Annotated in this window: 20 protein-coding genes; 15 read left to right on the top strand and 5 right to left on the bottom strand. The window is 58.0% G+C overall.

Annotated features, from left to right (window positions below):
• The first annotated feature begins 28 nt into the window (after window positions 1-28).
• On the top strand, window positions 29-787 hold the full coding sequence (nth, locus tag J2X72_RS03415) for an endonuclease III (RefSeq protein ID WP_405044634.1): 759 nt from the start codon (window positions 29-31) through the stop codon (window positions 785-787).
• On the opposite strand, the gene J2X72_RS03410 is transcribed toward nth, so the two are convergent.
• Window positions 780-1,499, bottom strand: coding sequence for a sulfate transporter family protein (locus J2X72_RS03410; protein WP_310068430.1), 720 nt, complete (start codon window positions 1,497-1,499; stop codon window positions 780-782). The genes nth and J2X72_RS03410 overlap by 8 nt on opposite strands.
• 429 nt (window positions 1,500-1,928) lie before the next feature.
• On the opposite strand from J2X72_RS03410, the gene J2X72_RS03405 reads away from it, so the two are divergent.
• On the top strand, window positions 1,929-2,921 hold the full coding sequence (locus J2X72_RS03405) for an adenosine kinase (protein WP_209998686.1): 993 nt from the start codon (window positions 1,929-1,931) through the stop codon (window positions 2,919-2,921).
• Here the strand turns inward: J2X72_RS03405 and J2X72_RS03400 are convergent.
• From J2X72_RS03400 to hrcA, 3 genes are all read right to left on the bottom strand, one after another.
• On the bottom strand, window positions 2,913-3,566 hold the full coding sequence (locus tag J2X72_RS03400) for a trimeric intracellular cation channel family protein (RefSeq protein WP_209998687.1): 654 nt from the start codon (window positions 3,564-3,566) through the stop codon (window positions 2,913-2,915). The genes J2X72_RS03405 and J2X72_RS03400 overlap by 9 nt on opposite strands.
• Window positions 3,567-3,682: 116 nt before the next feature.
• A complete protein-coding gene (gene grpE / locus J2X72_RS03395; RefSeq protein ID WP_310068426.1) occupies window positions 3,683-4,396 on the bottom strand; it encodes a nucleotide exchange factor GrpE in 714 nt (237 codons plus the stop codon).
• 74 nt (window positions 4,397-4,470) lie between these two features.
• On the bottom strand, window positions 4,471-5,538 hold the full coding sequence (hrcA, locus tag J2X72_RS03390) for a heat-inducible transcriptional repressor HrcA (RefSeq protein WP_310068424.1): 1,068 nt from the start codon (window positions 5,536-5,538) through the stop codon (window positions 4,471-4,473).
• Window positions 5,539-5,673: 135 nt separating this feature from the next.
• Here hrcA and rph point away from each other — a divergent pair, with 135 nt between their 5' ends.
• From rph to J2X72_RS03355, 7 genes are read left to right on the top strand one after another with little or no spacing between them, the layout of a single operon-like run.
• Window positions 5,674-6,390 carry a ribonuclease PH gene (rph, locus tag J2X72_RS03385; protein ID WP_310068421.1) on the top strand — a complete coding sequence of 239 codons (717 nt, stop codon included), beginning with the start codon at window positions 5,674-5,676 and terminating at the stop codon, window positions 6,388-6,390.
• A 12-nt stretch (window positions 6,391-6,402) separates the two neighbouring features.
• Complete coding sequence (locus tag J2X72_RS03380) at window positions 6,403-6,810, top strand: VOC family protein (protein WP_310068418.1); 408 nt, start codon at window positions 6,403-6,405, stop codon at window positions 6,808-6,810.
• Complete coding sequence (gene rdgB / locus J2X72_RS03375; protein ID WP_310068415.1) at window positions 6,807-7,454, top strand: RdgB/HAM1 family non-canonical purine NTP pyrophosphatase; 648 nt, start codon at window positions 6,807-6,809, stop codon at window positions 7,452-7,454. The genes J2X72_RS03380 and rdgB overlap by 4 nt, the downstream gene beginning before the upstream one ends.
• Window positions 7,451-8,614 carry a radical SAM family heme chaperone HemW gene (gene hemW, locus J2X72_RS03370; RefSeq protein ID WP_310068411.1) on the top strand — a complete coding sequence of 388 codons (1,164 nt, stop codon included), beginning with the start codon at window positions 7,451-7,453 and terminating at the stop codon, window positions 8,612-8,614. The genes rdgB and hemW overlap by 4 nt, the downstream gene beginning before the upstream one ends.
• 9 nt (window positions 8,615-8,623) lie before the next feature.
• A complete protein-coding gene (gene rsmI / locus J2X72_RS03365; RefSeq protein ID WP_310068409.1) occupies window positions 8,624-9,523 on the top strand; it encodes a 16S rRNA (cytidine(1402)-2'-O)-methyltransferase in 900 nt (299 codons plus the stop codon).
• Complete coding sequence (locus J2X72_RS03360; protein WP_209998701.1) at window positions 9,520-9,885, top strand: YraN family protein; 366 nt, start codon at window positions 9,520-9,522, stop codon at window positions 9,883-9,885. The genes rsmI and J2X72_RS03360 overlap by 4 nt, the downstream gene beginning before the upstream one ends.
• Window positions 9,886-9,896: 11 nt before the next feature.
• Complete coding sequence (locus J2X72_RS03355; RefSeq protein WP_310068406.1) at window positions 9,897-10,595, top strand: isoprenylcysteine carboxylmethyltransferase family protein; 699 nt, start codon at window positions 9,897-9,899, stop codon at window positions 10,593-10,595.
• A gap of 50 nt (window positions 10,596-10,645) precedes the next feature.
• Here J2X72_RS03355 and J2X72_RS03350 read toward each other — a convergent pair whose 3' ends face one another.
• On the bottom strand, window positions 10,646-11,041 hold the full coding sequence (locus J2X72_RS03350; RefSeq protein ID WP_209998703.1) for a VOC family protein: 396 nt from the start codon (window positions 11,039-11,041) through the stop codon (window positions 10,646-10,648).
• A gap of 347 nt (window positions 11,042-11,388) precedes the next feature.
• Between J2X72_RS03350 and cysG the strand changes: the two genes are divergently transcribed.
• Genes cysG through J2X72_RS03320 form a run of 6 tightly spaced genes read left to right on the top strand, consistent with a single transcriptional unit; the run spans window position 11,389 to window position 17,205 of the window.
• Window positions 11,389-12,840 (top strand): siroheme synthase CysG, encoded by a 1,452-nt coding sequence (cysG, locus tag J2X72_RS03345; RefSeq protein ID WP_310068403.1) that lies wholly within the window; start codon window positions 11,389-11,391, stop codon window positions 12,838-12,840.
• 18 nt (window positions 12,841-12,858) lie between these two features.
• Window positions 12,859-13,167 carry a DUF2849 domain-containing protein gene (locus tag J2X72_RS03340; RefSeq protein WP_209998705.1) on the top strand — a complete coding sequence of 103 codons (309 nt, stop codon included), beginning with the start codon at window positions 12,859-12,861 and terminating at the stop codon, window positions 13,165-13,167.
• 23 nt (window positions 13,168-13,190) lie between these two features.
• Window positions 13,191-14,861, top strand: coding sequence for a nitrite/sulfite reductase (locus J2X72_RS03335; RefSeq protein WP_310068401.1), 1,671 nt, complete (start codon window positions 13,191-13,193; stop codon window positions 14,859-14,861).
• Window positions 14,851-15,606 (top strand): phosphoadenylyl-sulfate reductase, encoded by a 756-nt coding sequence (locus tag J2X72_RS03330; protein ID WP_224511499.1) that lies wholly within the window; start codon window positions 14,851-14,853, stop codon window positions 15,604-15,606. The genes J2X72_RS03335 and J2X72_RS03330 overlap by 11 nt, the downstream gene beginning before the upstream one ends.
• The gene (locus J2X72_RS03325) at window positions 15,603-16,136 is read left to right on the top strand and encodes a DUF934 domain-containing protein (protein WP_310068398.1); all 534 of its coding nucleotides are present in this window, start codon (window positions 15,603-15,605) and stop codon (window positions 16,134-16,136) included. The genes J2X72_RS03330 and J2X72_RS03325 overlap by 4 nt, the downstream gene beginning before the upstream one ends.
• 43 nt (window positions 16,137-16,179) lie before the next feature.
• Window positions 16,180-17,205 carry an NAD(P)/FAD-dependent oxidoreductase gene (locus J2X72_RS03320; RefSeq protein ID WP_209998711.1) on the top strand — a complete coding sequence of 342 codons (1,026 nt, stop codon included), beginning with the start codon at window positions 16,180-16,182 and terminating at the stop codon, window positions 17,203-17,205.
• The last annotated feature ends 8 nt before the right edge of the window (window positions 17,206-17,213 follow it).

Here is a 17,213-nt window from a genome sequence, read left to right as displayed (position 1 = left end):
GCTCATGGGCGTTGAGTATAGATTGAGCATGGAAAATCCCAAGCGCAAAATTGATCAGATTGACGTGAATGAAGTGAAGCCGGCCAGGGCGCGCAATGTTCCCGGCACACGCTACACCGCTGCGGAAATCCATGAAATCTTCCGGCGTTTTTCGATCCAGCGCCCGGAACCCCGGGGCGAACTTGAGCACATCAATCCCTTCACCCTGCTCGTTGCCGTGGTGCTTTCAGCGCAGGCGACCGATGCCGGTGTGAACAAGGCGACGCGAGCCCTGTTCAAGGTTGCCGACACGCCGGAAAAGATGCTGGCTCTGGGCGAAGCAAAGGTCGGCGACTATATCCGTACCATCGGACTTTGGCGCAACAAGGCGAAGAATGTTATCTCCTTGTCCGAAGCGCTGATCGACCGATATGGCAGCGTGGTTCCGGATGATCGCGACGAACTGATCAAATTGCCGGGCGTTGGCCGAAAGACGGCTAATGTCGTCCTCAACATGGCCTTCGGTCAATCGACCATGGCCGTCGATACGCATATCTTCCGTATCGGCAATCGGCTAGGCCTTGCACCCGGCAAAACGCCGGAGGAGGTAGAAGCGCGGCTGATGAAGGTTATTCCCTCTGAATATCTCTATCACGCGCACCACTGGCTTATCCTGCATGGCCGTTATATCTGCAAGGCGCGCAAACCGGAATGCCCTTCCTGCGTTATCGCCGATATCTGCAAAGCTGCGGAAAAGACCTCGGAGATACCGGCGCCGCTGGTGCCGCTGCCGCCACAAATTATCTGATCACAGTGGCCGGCGGCTCGGACTGCGCGACCGCCTTGTGCAGATGCACCATCATCGCCGCAGCAAAGAGCGGGGTCAAAAGATTGAGGATCGGGATCGCCATGAAGCCGGCAATAACCAGCCCTGCCAAAAACACTGTCGTGGCATGTTTTGAGCGCAGCGCCTTGGCTTCCGTTTCCGGGCGAAAGCGCATTGCGGCAAATTCGAAGAACTCGCGGCCGAGCAGATAGCCGTTGACGACGAAGAACGCGATGATGTTAACGCCGGGGATCAGCAGCATCAGCAAAGCGGCAATGTTGCCGAGGATAACTACGCCAAGGAATTTCACGGACAGGATCAATGACCGGACAGCGGGCAATGGCCGTCCTCTCGGATCGAGCGGATAATCTTCTTTTTCCACCACCTCCGCCACATCATCGAGGAACAGCCCGGCAACGATCGCCGTAACGGGTGCAATGAGAAGTGCCAAACCAAGCGCAAGCCCGATGCTGGCGAAAATGCCGGCGATGAAGCCGAGCCATCCAGCCCAGGACGGCAATTCCGGCAGCATCTGGTCGAAAAATGGCCAGGCCAGCGCCTCGAACAGTTCCCGCAGACCGAACCATAGGCCGATGAGCAGCAAAACAGTCAGTCCGATAGATTTCCACAGGACAGCACGAAACTCCGGGCGAAACAGATGATTGGCCGCAGCGCGGGTGCTTTCAACGATCATTTAGGGCCGCTTTCCCAGGTCGTGAACTCATAAATCTGATGGAAATGGTATGAGGTCATCTTTTCGGATACAAGGAGCAAGGGCGATGGAAATGTTTATCCATTTTCAAGTCCCTTGCGACGATGTTGCCGGGAAGATGGACCATATCCTGCGGACGCCGAAACGGCTGCAAGCTGCAGTGTCGATTCGTTCGGCCGGGGGAAGACCCCGCCCTTCACGCTTCTCCTCGCATCTTCTTGCCGTTTCAGGCGCCATTTCTACCAGATTCATGAGTTTACGACCTAGGTTTCGGTTGCGGACATAAGGGCAGTTCACAGTCAAGACAAGGCAACACACCAAAGAAGGGGTAGTCAACCGGCTGCCGACGCGCTAGGACAAGCGCCAAAATAACCGTCAACAGGTACCGAACAGTTCAATTCCGGAGTTTTCATGTCCAACTTTGACGTGCTTTGCATTGGCAATGCCATCGTCGATATCATCGCCCGCACCGACGATGATTTCATCATCAAGAACGGCATCATCAAGAACGCCATGAACCTGATCGATGCCGATCGCGCTGAGTTTCTCTACGAGCGCATGGGTCCCGCGATTGAAGCGTCCGGCGGAAGTGCCGGCAACACCGCCGCGGGTGTCGCCAGTCTCGGCGGGCGCGCAGCCTATTTCGGCAAGGTGGCGGACGATCTGCTCGGCCATGTCTTCATCCACGATATCCGCTCCCAGGGCGTAGCTTTCGACACACGTGTATTGAACGCGCCTCCGCCTACCGCTCGTTCGATGATCTTCGTCACACCCGATGGAGAGCGCTCCATGAACACCTATCTCGGCGCCTGCGTTGAGCTTGGACCGGAAGACGTTGAAAGCTCCAAGGTATCGGAGGCCAAGGTCACCTATTTCGAAGGTTATCTCTGGGATCCGCCACGGGCCAAGGAAGCCATCCGCCTGTCGGCGAAGATCGCCCATGAATATGGTCGCGAAGTGTCGATGACGCTGTCAGACCCTTTCTGCGTCGATCGCTATCGGGAGGAATTCCTTGAGCTCATGCGCTCCGGCACAGTCGATATCGTCTTTGCCAATGAAGCCGAATTGAAGTCGCTGTATCAGACCGATGATTTCGAAACGGGCCTTGAACTCATCCGCAAGGATTGCAAGCTTGCAGCCGTCACGCGCTCTGAAAAGGGCTCTGTCGTCGTTTCAAAGGATGAGACAGTCGCCGTTCCGGCGATAGAGATCGCGGAACTCGTCGACACGACCGGCGCCGGTGACCTTTATGCAGCCGGCTTTCTGTTTGGCTATACGAATGGCCGCTCCCTGACGGATTGCGCGAAGCTTGGTTCGCTCACCGCGGGTCTGGTTATTCAGCAGATCGGTCCGCGCCCGCAGCAGAACCTGAAAGCGGCTGCCGAGCAAGCTGGACTACTTTGAGTTGATATACCCTTCGCGCTTGAGCTCTTCCGAGGTGCGGCCGGGCTTGTGATATGTCGGGAGCGCCCAGCCGAAATAAAGCGCCCCTCCCCGCACGACAAACGCGGCGAGCGCTGCGACGAGGGACGAAATCTCCGGCCCGACGTGGAGGCTGTGCAGCACTATGTATGTGACCGAACCGGCGAGGGCTGCGGTCACATAGATCTCGCGCCGCATCAGCACGGACGGTTCTCCGGATATGATATCGCGCAGAATTCCACCGAACGTCGCGGTCATGATTCCGGTAACAATCGCGATCGTTGAATCGAAGCCCAGTGCCAGGCTTTTGGCCGCGCCGATAACGCTGTAAGCGGCGAGACCCAGCGCATCGAGCCAAAGCAGAACGCGGTAGCGCGATTCAAGAAGGTTGGCGGAAAAGTAGACGAGAATGGCCGCGGCAGCGCAGACCATAAGATTTCCGGGATCCTTGACCCAGAACACCGGTACACCAAGGATCAGGTCGCGCAATGTACCACCGCCTATTCCAGTGACGGCGGCGAGAAAGACGAAGGCGATAATATCGAGCTGGCGACGCGATGCCGCCAAAGCCCCAGTCGCAGCAAAGACGAATATTCCGGCATAGTTGAAGAGCTGGATCATGGTCATCGGCAGTTCCCCCACGCCGTTTTTCTAGGCCTGGTTACGATAGTGCATGGCGGTAAAATGAAAAGAGCCACATTCCGCTTGGAAATGTGGCTCCCAGAGCTGATCCGACGATCGGATCAGGCGTCTTTTTCTGCCTGCGGATTGATCGGGCCCGGCTCAGGCTGACCTTCGGCAGCCGCCTGTTTAGGACCGCCTTTTGATACGCCGACAAGCGCTGGACGCAGCATGCGGTCACCGATGACGAAGCCGCTCTGCGCAACCTGCAGCACCGTGTTATGCGGCACGTCGGCATTTGGAATTTCGAACATCGCCTGATGGAAATTGGGATCGAATTTCTGGCCCAACGGATCCAGTTTCTTGACGCCATGGCGTTCCATCGCCGACATCAGCGAACGCTCCGTGATCTCGACGCCTTCAGCGAGGCTCTTGAACCCTGCATCGCCGCTTGCCAGCACATCGGCAGGAATGGCTTCCAAAGCACGCTTCAGATTGTCGGAAACGGAGAGCATGTCGCGGGCGAAATTGGCGACCGAATAGGCACGCGCATCGTGGACATCGCGCGCGGTTCGCTTGCGCAAGTTTTCCATGTCGGCAGCAAGCCGCAACAACTGGTCCTTCAGATCGCCGTTCTCGGCGCGCAATTTGTCAAGCTCGGCCCAGTTGTTGGCATTTGCCTCCATCTCGTCGTCTTGAGCGAGCGCATATTCTTCAGCCTTGCGTGATTTGAGAAAATCATCGGCAGCGCGCTTTAGCGCATCGCGATCGCGCGGGTTCTTCAGGTCGCGCTGGTCGAGATCTGGAGTGTCGTGATTTTTCTTGTCTTCAGCCATCTATCCTGTCCATTCATTATTCGTAAGTTGCGCTGGATATCGAGGTTTAGGCCATAAAAATCAAGTGCAAATGACTACCGCAGGAGCCGTGAGACGAGCTGGGCAGTGTAGTCTACCATGGGTACGATACGCGCATAATTCAGTCTTGTCGGGCCAATGACACCGAGAGCTCCGATAATTCGCTGTTCGGAATCGCGGTAAGGCGCGATAACCAGCGATGACCCGGAAAGCGAAAACAGCTTGTTCTCCGAGCCGATGAAGATGCGCACCCCTGGGCCCGCTTCCGCCAGATCAAGCAGCTGCAGCGTCCCTTCCTTGGTCTCAAGATCGTCAAAGAGGTGGCGCAAACGCTCAAGATCTGCTTCGGCGCTCACCGATTCAAGCAGGTTACCTCGCCCGCGCACGATCAGCCGCGCCGGCTGACCGCCCCCATCGCCGCCCCAGATGGCGAGCCCCTGTTCCACCAGATGTTGCGAAAGGGCGTCGAGCGCCTGCTGGGTTTCGTCTTTCAGCCGGGCAATTTCCTGCCGCGCCTCGGTGATGGTGCGGCCTTGAATGTGTGCATTGAGGAAATTCGAGGCTTCGATCAATTGCGACGGCGTCACGCCAACCGGCAGATCAATGACGCGGTTTTCGACGTCACCGCTTTGCGTGACCAGCACGGCCAGAGCCCTTGTCGGTTCAAGCCTGACGAACTCGATATGCTTGAGCGCACCTTCCGCCTTGGCCGCGAGCACCAGCCCTGCCCCGCGCGACATGCCTGAAAGGATCTGGCTCGCCTGCGTCAACACGCTTTCAGCCGTTTGCGTTTCTCCGGCCCTGACCTGCGCCTCGATGGAGTTGCGTTCGGACTTGGAAAGATCGCCAACTTCCATGAAGGCATCGACGAAGAAGCGCAGGCCGATCTGGGTCGGCAAGCGGCCGGCGGATATGTGCGGCGCATAGACGAGCCCGAGATGCTCGAGGTCGCTCATGACATTGCGGATCGTCGCCGGAGATAATGAAACGGGCAGGATGCGCGACAGATTGCGTGATCCCACCGGCTCACCATCGCCGAGGTAGCTCTCGACAATGCGCCGGAAAATATCGCGCGATCGCTGGTCGAGCGATTGCAATGTGTCCGGAACAACAGTCCTGTTCATCGTCCCTCTGCTTTTGCTTGTCAGACCTTGATATAAGCGTTCTCTGCGCAATCATCAAAGCCTTTGATCAAAGCCTTTGCTTCATCACCCCATCACGGTTAAAAGGCCGGGAACACATCAACAAGAGGTCTACCCATGCGTCACTCCAAGCGAGCCCCCGACGAAATGCGCGCCATTTCCTTTGAGCGCGGCGTTTCCAAACATGCCGAGGGCTCGTGCCTGGTCAAGTTCGGCGACACGCACGTCTTGTGCACTGCCAGCCTTGAGGAAAAAGTGCCGGGCTGGATGCGCAACACCGGCAAAGGCTGGGTGACTGCAGAATACGGCATGCTGCCGCGCTCGACGGGCGATCGCATGCGCCGCGAAGCTTCCTCCGGCAAACAGGGCGGCCGTACATTGGAAATCCAGCGGCTGATCGCCCGCTCGCTGCGCGCGGTCGTCGATCTGCAGGCGCTCGGCGAAGTGCAGATCACCGTCGATTGCGATGTCATCCAGGCTGACGGCGGAACCCGTACCGCAGCGATTACCGGCGGCTGGGTTGCGCTGCACGAATGCCTGCGCTGGATGGAAACGCGCCAGATGCTCAAGGTGGAAAAGGTGCTGAAGGATCATGTGGCTGCCATTTCCTGTGGTATTTCCAATGGCACGCCAGTCATCGATCTCGATTATCTCGAAGACTCGACCGCGCAGACGGACGCCAATTTCGTGATGACCGGCAAGGGTGGTATCGTCGAAGTTCAGGGAACCGCCGAAGGCGAACCCTTCTCCGAGGAGGAATTGCTGTCGCTGATGAGCCTCGCCCGCAACGGCATCACTCGCTTGGTCTCCTTGCAGAAAATGGCCGTTGGCTGACGGGATATCACCATGCAGCCGTCGGGAATATTGGAAACAGCGCTTTATGTGACCGATGTCGAGACGGCTGCACGATTCTACGGCGATGTGCTCGGGCTTGAATGCATCCTGCGTGCGGGCGAAGAATCCGTGTTCTTCCGTTGCGGGCCGGGCGTGCTGATCCTGTTCAATGCCGAAAAACTGAAGGAACGCCCGAAAAGTGGTTTGCCGATACCCTCCCATGGTGCCGCCGGTCCGGGTCATGTCTGCTTTCGCGCGACACGGGATGAAATTACCGAATGGAAATCCCATCTTGAAGCGCACGGCGTTGCCATCGAAAGCGAATTCGACTGGCCGAATGGGGCGCATTCGCTGTATTTCCGGGACCCGTCGGGAAACTCGATCGAATTTGCCGAACCGAAATTATGGAATTTGAAATGAAGACACTCGAAAAAGGCAAGCTGCTTGTCGCCAGCCACAATCAAGGCAAGATCAAGGAAATGATCGACTTGCTCGGTCCGTTCGGTTTCGAAGTCGTCTCGGCCGGCGATCTGGGCCTGCCGGAACCGGATGAAACCGGCACGACCTTTGAGGAAAATGCCTATATCAAAGCTTTCGCCGCTGCCAAGGCGACCGGCCTGGTGGCGCTTTCCGATGATTCCGGCCTTTGCGTCGACGCATTAGAGGGCAAACCGGGTGTCTATACGGCCAATTGGGCGGAACTGCCCAATGGCAAGCGTGACTTTTCCCATGGCATGCAAAAGGTCGAATCCGAACTGCAGAAAGCGGGCGCCAATGCGCCTGAAGATCGCAGCGGCCGCTTCGTTTCTGTCATTTGCCTTGCGTGGCCGGATGGCGAAGCCAATTATTATCGCGGCGAAGTGGAAGGCGAACTTGTCTGGCCCCCGCGCGGTACCGCCGGTTTCGGCTTCGACCCGGTGTTCAAGCCGGAAGGCTACGACGTGACGTTCGGCGAAATGACAGCCGAACAAAAGCATGGCTGGAAGCCTGGCGATGCCATAGCGCTATCGCACCGCGCCCGCGCCTTCCAGCACTTTGCCAAAGATTGTCTGGACGCCGAATGAACCAATCCGACAAAGGCGAGTCCGGATTCGGCGTCTATGTCCATTGGCCGTTCTGCATGGCCAAATGCCCCTATTGCGACTTCAATTCGCATGTCAGGCATCAGGCTGTTGATCAACCGCGCTTTGCCGCCGCCTTCGCACGGGAGATGGCAACGATGCGAACCCGTACCGGCCAGCGCACCGTTTCAAGCATCTTCCTCGGCGGCGGTACGCCCTCGCTGATGCAACCGGAAACCGTTGCATCCATTCTCAACGAGATTTCGCGCAATTGGCATGTGCCGGATGATATCGAGATCACGCTCGAAGCCAACCCGACCAGCGTTGAAGCCGATCGTTTCCGGGGTTACCGCGCCGCGGGTGTGAACCGCGTTTCGCTTGGCGTGCAGGCACTCAACGATCCAGATTTGCGCCGCCTCGGCCGGATGCACAATGTCGAGGAGGCGCTAGCCGCGATCAAACTGGCGCGCGAGATTTTTCCCCGGCTTTCGTTCGACCTGATCTACGCCCGGCCCGACCAGACGATTGCCGCATGGCGCGACGAACTGGCAAAAGCCATCTCCTATGCCGCAGACCATCTGTCGCTCTATCAATTGACTATTGAAGAGGGCACGCCGTTCTATAACCTTTGGAAAGCCGGAAAACTGGTGACGCCCGATGGTGATCACGCAGCAATGCTTTATCAGGAGACACAGGCGGTCACGGCACGGCATGGCCTGCCCGCCTACGAGATTTCCAATCATGCTGCACCGGGTGCGGAGTCGCAGCACAATCTCGTCTATTGGCGCTACGGCGAATATGTCGGGATTGGCCCGGGGGCGCATGGGCGCTTCATCGAGAACGCCACGCGAGCCGTGACGATCACGGAGCGTCATCCGGAAACCTGGATGCAAAAGGTGGAAGCCACGGGTCACGGGGTCGTTGAAGAAGAGTTTATGACACATGAGCAGGAGGGCGATGAATTCCTGCTCATGGGACTGCGGCTCGTCGAGGGTATCGACCTTTCCCGTTACGAGCGCCTGACCGGACACGGCGTCAAGGAAAGCCGCGTGATTTCCTTGGCCGAACAGGGTCTTATCGAATATATCGGCAATAGCCGCATCCGCACGACGCCCGAAGGTGCCATCGTGCTCAATGCGGTCATCGCCGATCTTGCAGCTTAAGGAAAAGATTTGTCCGAGGGGGAAGCCAAAGAGCGGGACTATCAGATCGGCAGCGCGTCGTTCCGCGCCCGTCCGCTGGAACCGGCGCTTTATGTCGTGGCGACCCCGATCGGCAATCTGGGCGACATGACCATTCGCGGGATCGAAACCTTGGCCGCTGCGGATGTCATCGCTTGTGAGGACACGCGCGTCAGCCGCGTTTTGCTCGATAGATATGGGATTTCGCGGCGTCCTTATGCCTATCATGAACACAATGCGGATGTGGCGGGACCCAAGCTGATCGAAGCGCTGCTGGCGGGTAAAAGTGTAGCATTGATTTCCGATGCGGGTACGCCGCTCGTATCCGATCCCGGCGGGCGTCTGGTGCCGGAAGCCAAAGCAGCAGGCATTCGCGTCGTACCGATACCCGGTGCATCGTCGGTTCTCGCTGCGCTCACGGCCTCTGGCCTGTTCAAGGATGCCTTTTATTTTGCTGGCTTTCTTTCATCGAAGCGAGGGCAGAGGCGGGCCAAGCTTGAACAACTGAAGTCGCTCGATGCGGCATTGGTGTTTTTTGAATCACCCAATCGTGCTTCAGCCACGCTGACAGATATGGTCGAAATGTTTGGCCCTGAACGGCGGGCTTCGCTTTGCCGCGAGCTGACCAAGACCTATGAGACGATCGTCACCCTGCCACTCCGCGAGCTTGCGGTGGAATTCGACGGCGAAGATCGGATAAGAGGAGAGGTCGTGCTGGTCATCGCTCCTCCCCCCGAAGACGAGCACGTACCTCGAACCGACGATGACATTGACGCGCTGTTGCATGCACTCAGCCTGGAAATGTCTCCCGCCAAGGCAGCCGGTGAGGCCTCGCGCATGACCGGACGACCGAAAGGCGAGCTGTATCAACGACTCCTGGCGATGAAATGACCGCGTCCGGCAAGCGCCACGAGGCCTACCGTCGCGGTCATTCCGCCGAACGCCTTGCTGCCCTTGCCCTGATGCTGAAAGGTTATCGCATCATCGGCCGCCGCTATCGCACGAAACTCGGAGAGATCGACCTGATCGCGCGGCGTCAAGACGTCGTGCTTATCGTCGAGGTCAAGGCTCGAACAACACTTGCGCAGGCGATGGATTCGGTCAACGTTCTGACAATGCGCCGCATCCAAGCCGCCGCCGATCTGTGGCTCGCGCGCCAGCCGGACCATTCCCGCCTCTCCCTTCGTTTCGATCTTGTTGCTATCCTGCCCTGGCGATGGCCTGTGCACGTGCCTGCGGTGTTTACAGCCTGAGGAGAAACAGCGTGACGACGCAAGAACTCGATCTCGAAAAGCTGCGCAAAACGGCAATCGGGGGATGCATCAAGGCCTTGGTGGTATTGGTGCTCCTGGTGCATGTTCCCGCATGGACATTCCGCTTCTGGCAGGGGTGGCTCTATCTGGTTGTTTTCACGCTTTGCATGTTCTGGCTGACATTCTATTTTCTCAAGCACGATCCGGCGCTCGTTGCCAGCCGGCAGAAAGCCGGTGCGGGCGCCGAACGTGAAATCACGCAGAAATGGATTCAGGGCGCGGCCAGCGTGATTGGCCTCCTGATGTATATCGTGCCGGGAATAGAGCGGCACTTCACCGGATTGCCTTTGCCGGTCTGGCTCGTCGTTTTGGCCAACATCCTTGTTGTCGCCGGATTCTGGATCATGTTTGTGGCTTTGCGCGAGAATGGCCACGCATCTAGCATCATCGAGGTGAAATCCGGCCAGAATGTTATCTCGACCGGCCCTTATGCGTTGGTGCGTCATCCGATGTATTCGGGCGCAATGGTATTTTTCCTGGCGACGCCTTTAGCGCTCGGCTCGCTATGGGCGCTTCCCGTTGCGATGCTCTTGAGCGTCGTCATTGCCATACGTTTGCTCGATGAGGAGCGCTATCTGAAGGCAAATCTATCGGGATATGAGGCCTATTGTCGAAAGGTAACGTCGCACCTCATTCCTGGTATCTGGTAAAATGCAACTGGCCGCCCTCGCATGAGGACGGCCAGTTGCTGTAGAATTTTTTACTGTGCGGACATGTCCATATACACGACTTCCCAGACATGACCGTCGATGTCCTGGAAGCTGCATCCATACATGAAGCCGAGATCCTGGATGGGCTTCCACGGCTTGCCGCCTGCGCTAAGCGCCTTGGCCAGCATATCGTCTACTTCTGCACGGCTACCGGCAGAAAGCGCGATCAGCACCTCCTGCGCCTTGGTGGCATCGCTGATATCGTTGTTGATGAAATCCCGAAACCGGTCCTCCTCCATGAGCATCGCAAAGATGTTCTCCTCGACCACCATGCAGGCGGTCTTGTCGTCAGAAAAATCCGGATTGAAACTGAACCCTAAAGCGGCGAAAAAGGCCCGTGTGGCCTCAATGTTCTTGACTGGCAGGTTCACAAAAATCATGCGCATGGAAAGTTATCTCCTCTTCGTTCAATGGCGTTCCTATAAAGAACGAACCGTAGTTCCTCGATCCGACATTCGGAGCAAGAAAAAAATTCACTTGCATTTGCTCGCTAACACGATAAATCTAGTCGTGTATTGATGCTTCGCGGATACGGACGATAGAGCATGTCGTGCTTTGCCTTCAGGAGGCGATGGCCGGGCGTGTGTCCCTTTGATCGCATAGAATGCGAATCCGCTTGTTCCGGCATTTTCAGAAATTCCATGCTCACCCACGACAATTGGCGCACTTCTGTTCCTTATAAAACGAAGGCGGATCAGGGATAATCCTCGGAACCATCGGGATACCTCTGTTTATGTCCATGCGTTCCAGTCAGCTTTCGGTCTTTCCTGCCTTCTTCCGCGTGCGGAATGAAGTGCTTGTCGTGATTGGCAATGGCGAGGAAGCGCTGAACAAGGCGCGGCTTTTGGGCCAGACCAATGCAGCCATTCGGGTCGTGGCAGCGGAGCCCGAGCCTGAACTTGCCGCTTTCCTGCGTGGCGGCAGCTACGAACACGTCGCAGAAAAATTTGCTCCCAAGCAACTGACCGGCGCAAAGCTGGTCTTCGTCGCCACTGGCGATGAAGACCAGGATGCGGAGATCGCCAGTGAAGCGCGCCGCCAGCACATTCCGGTCAACGTCGTTGACCGCCCCGACCTTTGCGATTTCTACACGCCCGCCATCGTCAATCGCGCGCCGCTTGCCATTGCCATCGGTTCGGAAGGCACCGGCCCCGTATTGACGCAGATGATCCGCTCCCGCATCGATGCCGCTTTCTCGCCGCGGCTCGGCGATCTTGCGCGCCTTGCCAATGCTTATCGCCCTGTGGTCGAGAATCTGGTCAGAAAAGGACTGCCGCGCCGCCTGTTCTGGCGCTCGTTCTTTTCGGGCGATGTTGCCAGCAAGATTTACAACAATGACTTGACTGGCGCGCACCAGGCCGCTGCCGGTCTCCTCGAAGACCAGGCGGCCCCGAAGGGCTATGTCTGGCTTGTCGGCGCGGGACCCGGCGCCGAAGATCTTCTGACGTTGCGCGCACACCGCGTCCTCATGGAGGCCGATGTCATCGTCTATGACGCCCTGGTGCCGGAAGCCGTGGTTGCCATGGGCCGCCGCGACGCCACCCGGCTCTCCGTAGGCAAGCGTAAAGGCTGCCATACCAAGAGCCAGAGTGAGATCAATGATCTCCTCGTCGCGCTTGGCCGTGAAGGCAAGCGTGTCGTTCGACTGAAGTCAGGTGATCCGCTGGTCTACGGCCGTGCAGGTGAAGAAATGGCAGCCTTGCGCGACGCTGGCATTGCCTTCGAAATCGTACCCGGCATCACATCCGCCTTTGCCGCTGCAGCGGATATGCAGCTGCCTTTGACCCTGCGTGGTGTCGCATCCTCCCTCGTCTTCACCACGGGCCACGACATGGCTGGCGAAGTGCTGCCCGATTGGGCCCGCCTCGCCATTTCCGGCGCAACCATCGCCGTCTATATGGGCCGTAGCGTTGCTGCTTCTGTCGCCCGGCGGCTGATGCAGGCGGGACTGCACGCGGATACCGGCGTTGCCGTCATCGAGAATGCGGGGCGCGTAGACCGGCGCATGTTCCATGGCACGCTCAATGATTTGCCGGCGCTGGAACAGCGCGACGATCTCGACGGCCCGGTGATGGTCATCATTGGCGACGCAGTAGCAGGTGCTGCCATCGACAAGGCCGAGCCGCTTTCCGCCAATGCAAAGAATTCCGTGGAGCAGCACCACCTTGAACCCAATGCTGCGTAGCTGCGAAGGATGAAGATCATGAGCGTTAAAGTGTTGACTGCAAACCGCCTGACCGATGGCGAAGTTGTATGGCTCGGCGCCAATGGCGAGTGGCTGGAACATATCGATGGAGCGTTGATCGCGCGCCACGCGGAAGCGGTCAATGCGCTCGAGGAAGCTGGCAAGTCCGCGATCAAGTCCAACCTCGTCATCGACGTGAATGTCATCGACGTCGAAGAACGCGGTACAGAGCTTTATCCAGTCCGTCTGCGCGAGCGCATCCGTCAGCTCGGACCCACCATTCGTCTTGACCTCGGCAAACAGGCTGAAAAGCCCAAAGCAGCCTGACCTGAAAATCGAAAGACCGCAGCATGTATCGTTATGATGAGTTTGATCACGCGTTCGTCTCTGCTCGCGTCGAGCAGTTCAAGGATCAGGTGGAGCGTCGTCTTTCCGGCGAACTGACCGAAGAGCAATTCCGGCCGCTCAGGCTGATGAATGGCGTCTATCTGCAATTGCACGCTTATATGCTGCGTGTCGCGGTGCCTTACGGCACGCTGTCCAGCCGCCAGATGCGCAAGCTCGCTCATATCGCCCGCCGCTATGATCGCGGCTATGGTCACTTCACCACGCGCCAGAACATCCAGTACAACTGGCCTGCGCTCAAGGATATTCCTGCCGTTCTCGACGAACTCGCATCGGTGGAAATGCATGCGCTGCAGACCTCGGGCAATTGCATTCGTAACGTGACCGCCGATCATTTTGCCGGTGCCGCCGCGGATGAGGTCGGGGATCCGCGCCCCTATGCCGAGATCCTTCGGCAGTGGTCGTCGATGCACCCGGAATTCTCCTATCTGCCCCGGAAGTTCAAGATCGCCGTGACCGGCGCTGATCGCGATCGCGCTGCGATCCAGGTTCATGATATTGGCCTGCATCTGAAGAAGAACGCAGCCGGTGAACTCGGCTTTGCCGTCTATGTCGGTGGCGGCCAGGGCCGCACCCCGATGGTCGCCAAGAAGATCCGCGACTTCTTGCCCGTCGAGGATTTGCTGACCTACACGACGGCCATCGTGCGCGTTTACAATCTCAATGGACGCCGGGACAACAAGTACAAGGCGCGCATCAAGATCCTCGTGCATGAGACCGGTACCGAAGAAATCACGCGTCAGATCGAGGCCGAATGGCAGGCGATCAAGGAGACCGATCTCAAACTGCCGCAGCAGGACGTCGATGCCATCGATACCTACTTCGCGCCGCCTAATCTGGTCCAGCGGCCGGAAGGCTGGTCCGGGCTTGCAGCCGCGCGCAAGGCCGATCATGCCTTCTCCGCCTGGGTCGACCAGAACGTAACGCCGCACAAGAATCCCGACTACGGCGTCGTGACGATTTCGCTGAAGCCCATCGGCGGCATTCCAGGCGATGCCACCGATGCGCAGATGGATCTGGTTGCCGATATCGCCGAGAAATTCTCCTATGACGAGATTCGCGTCAGCCATGAGCAGAACCTCGTTCTGCCGCATGTGGCGATCGCCGATCTGCGCATCGTTTACGATCTGCTTTTGACGGATGGTCTGGCAACGGCCAATGCCGGCTTGATCACCGATATCATCTCTTGCCCGGGTCTCGACTATTGTGCTCTGGCAACGGCGCGTTCGATCCCCGTTGCGCAACGCATTTCCGAACGCTTCGGCGATCCCGAACGTCAGGCAGATATCGGCGAACTCAAGCTCAAGATTTCCGGATGCATCAATGCCTGCGGCCATCACCATGTCGGCCACATCGGCATTCTCGGCGTCGAGAAGAAGGGTGAAGAGCTCTATCAGATCTCCCTCGGTGGATCGGGTGACGAGATTTGCACGATCGGTGACATCACCGGCCGCGGCTTTTCCTCGGAAGAAATCGTCGATGCAATCGAGACGATCGTCGATCGTTATCTCGAAATCAGAACCGACAAGGAAGAGACCTTCCTTGCCACCTACCGGCGCGTGGGCGCGGCACCGTTCAAGGATGCGCTCTATAGCGAGGTTGCAAATGCTGCTTGAAATCAATGATCAGACCGTGGCGGATGAGGCGCGCGCGCTTCAGGCCCGCTACGGCAATCTCGAGCCGATGGATGTCATCGAGCTTGCGATCGATCACCTCTTCAACGAGGAGATCGCCGTTGTTTCCTCTTTCGGTGCTGACAGCGCCGTGATGCTGCACATGATCGCGCAGATCGACCGTGCAACGCCAGTGCTTTTCCTTGAAACCGGCAAGCATTTTCCGGCAACGCTGCGCTATCGCGATCAGCTGATCACCGAGCTCGGCATGACAGACGTGCATGATATCCATCCGTTGAAGCAGAGCCTCAAGGATGAGGACCCGTTCGGCGCACTGTCTATGACGAACAAGGATCGCTGCTGCTACATCCGCAAGGTCGAGCCGATGGCCCGTGCCGTCGCACCCTACCGCGCATGGATGACCGGCCGCAAGCAATTCCAGGCATCCACGCGTACGGCACTGCCCGTGTTTGAGTCCGTGGGCGCGCGCGTCCGCATCAACCCGCTTGCGCACTGGACTTCTGCCGATCTCAAGGCCTATATGGCCGCGCATGATCTGCCGCCGCACCCGCTGGTTGCCGAAGGCTACCGCTCCATCGGTTGCATGCCCTGCACCTTACCGGTCAAGGATGGCGAAGACGATCGCGCTGGCCGCTGGGCTGGCTCGGACAAGACCGAGTGCGGCATCCACCTGACTGGACTTACCGACGAACTGAGCAACATCTCGCTGACGGATTCGAGTTTATGAGTGACATTGAACAATCTGCGGGTGAGCTTTGGGGCTGCGAAGGTTTCCGTGAGGATCCCTACGTTACAGCCGAAACGCTGGAAGAAGCAGGTGATGCACCTGCTGTGATCCTTCCGCTGGGCGCATGGCTCGGTCTCACCGAAGAGGCTCGCAATGCCTCCAATCGCAAGATCGGCGTTCTCGTCACGCCGGGTGAAAGCATTGAGCCGCTATTGCCAATGCTGGATTCAATCCCGGTGATTGCGTTGCAGTTTCCGGCATTCAACGATGGTCGGTCCTATTCGAAGGCCGAGCTGATCAAGAACCAGCATCATTTCAAGGGCGAGTTGCGCGCCGTTGGGGATGTTTTGATCGATCAGGTCGCCTATATGCTGCGCACCGGCTTCGACACGATGAAGGTTAGCCACGCGGTGACACTGAACCGTCTTGCCGGTCATAATCTTCACGATGTTCCCGGTTACTACCAGCCGGGACGAGGCTCGCACACAGTGTCCGGCACCTACAGCTGGCGCCGCGTTCCCGGGGCGTGAAACTCCACAAAGAACTCGAATTCGTTATCCAGAAGGCACTTTTATGTCCGAATTGATTGAAACAGATGTGGTTATTGTCGGCGCCGGCCCGGTCGGCCTTTTTGCCGTGTTCGAGCTTGGTTTGCTCGATCTGCGCGCCCATGTGATCGATATCCTCGATCGTCCGGGCGGCCAATGTGCCGAGCTTTATCCGGAAAAGCCGATCTACGACATTCCGGGCTTGCCTGAAGTCACCGGTCAGGACCTCACCACCAATCTCTTGAAGCAGATCGCGCCTTTCGATCCGCAGTTCCATTTCTCGACCATGGTCACCGCGCTCGAGAAGCTTGAGGACGGACGTTTCCGCGTCGAGACCGATGCGGACGAGGTTTTCATCACCAAGGTCATCGTCATCGCGGCTGGTGGCGGCTCCTTCCAGCCCAAGCGACCGCCCGTACCGGAAATCGAGCTCTATGAGGGCGTCAGCGTTCACTATGCGGTACGCAAGATCGAGGCTTTCCGCGGCCATGATGTAGTTATCGTCGGCGGCGGCGATAGCGCGCTCGACTGGACGCTTAATCTCGAACCGGTCGCCAAATCGGTTACCCTCGTGCATCGCCGGCCGGAATTCCGCGCCGCGCCTGACAGCGTCAACAAGATGTGGGCGCTGGAGAAGGATGGACGCGTCAAATTCCGCATGGGGCAGGTCAGCGGTCTGGAAGGCGCCGACGGCCAATTGTCAAAAGTCATCCTCAAGGGTGCCGAAGGCGAAGAAATCCTCGACGCCGGCCGTCTTCTGCCGTTCTTCGGCTTGACGATGAAGCTCGGTCCGATTGCGGATTGGGGCCTCAATCTCGACCAGAACCTGATTGCCGTCGATACGGAGAAATTCGAGACTTCCGAGGCGGGTATCTTCGCGATTGGCGACATCAACACCTATCCCGGCAAGTTGAAGCTGATCCTCTCTGGCTTCCATGAAGCCGCGCTGATGAGCCAGGCTGCCAAACGCATTGTTTCGCCAGGCGAACGGATCATTTTTCAGTACACAACGTCATCCACCTCCCTGCAGAAGAAACTGAAGGCGGCATAGGTAACAAT

Source organism: Phyllobacterium sp. 1468, assembly GCF_031455525.1.
Lineage (GTDB): Bacteria > Pseudomonadota > Alphaproteobacteria > Rhizobiales > Rhizobiaceae > Phyllobacterium.
This window is presented reverse-complemented; position numbering and strand designations above follow the sequence as displayed.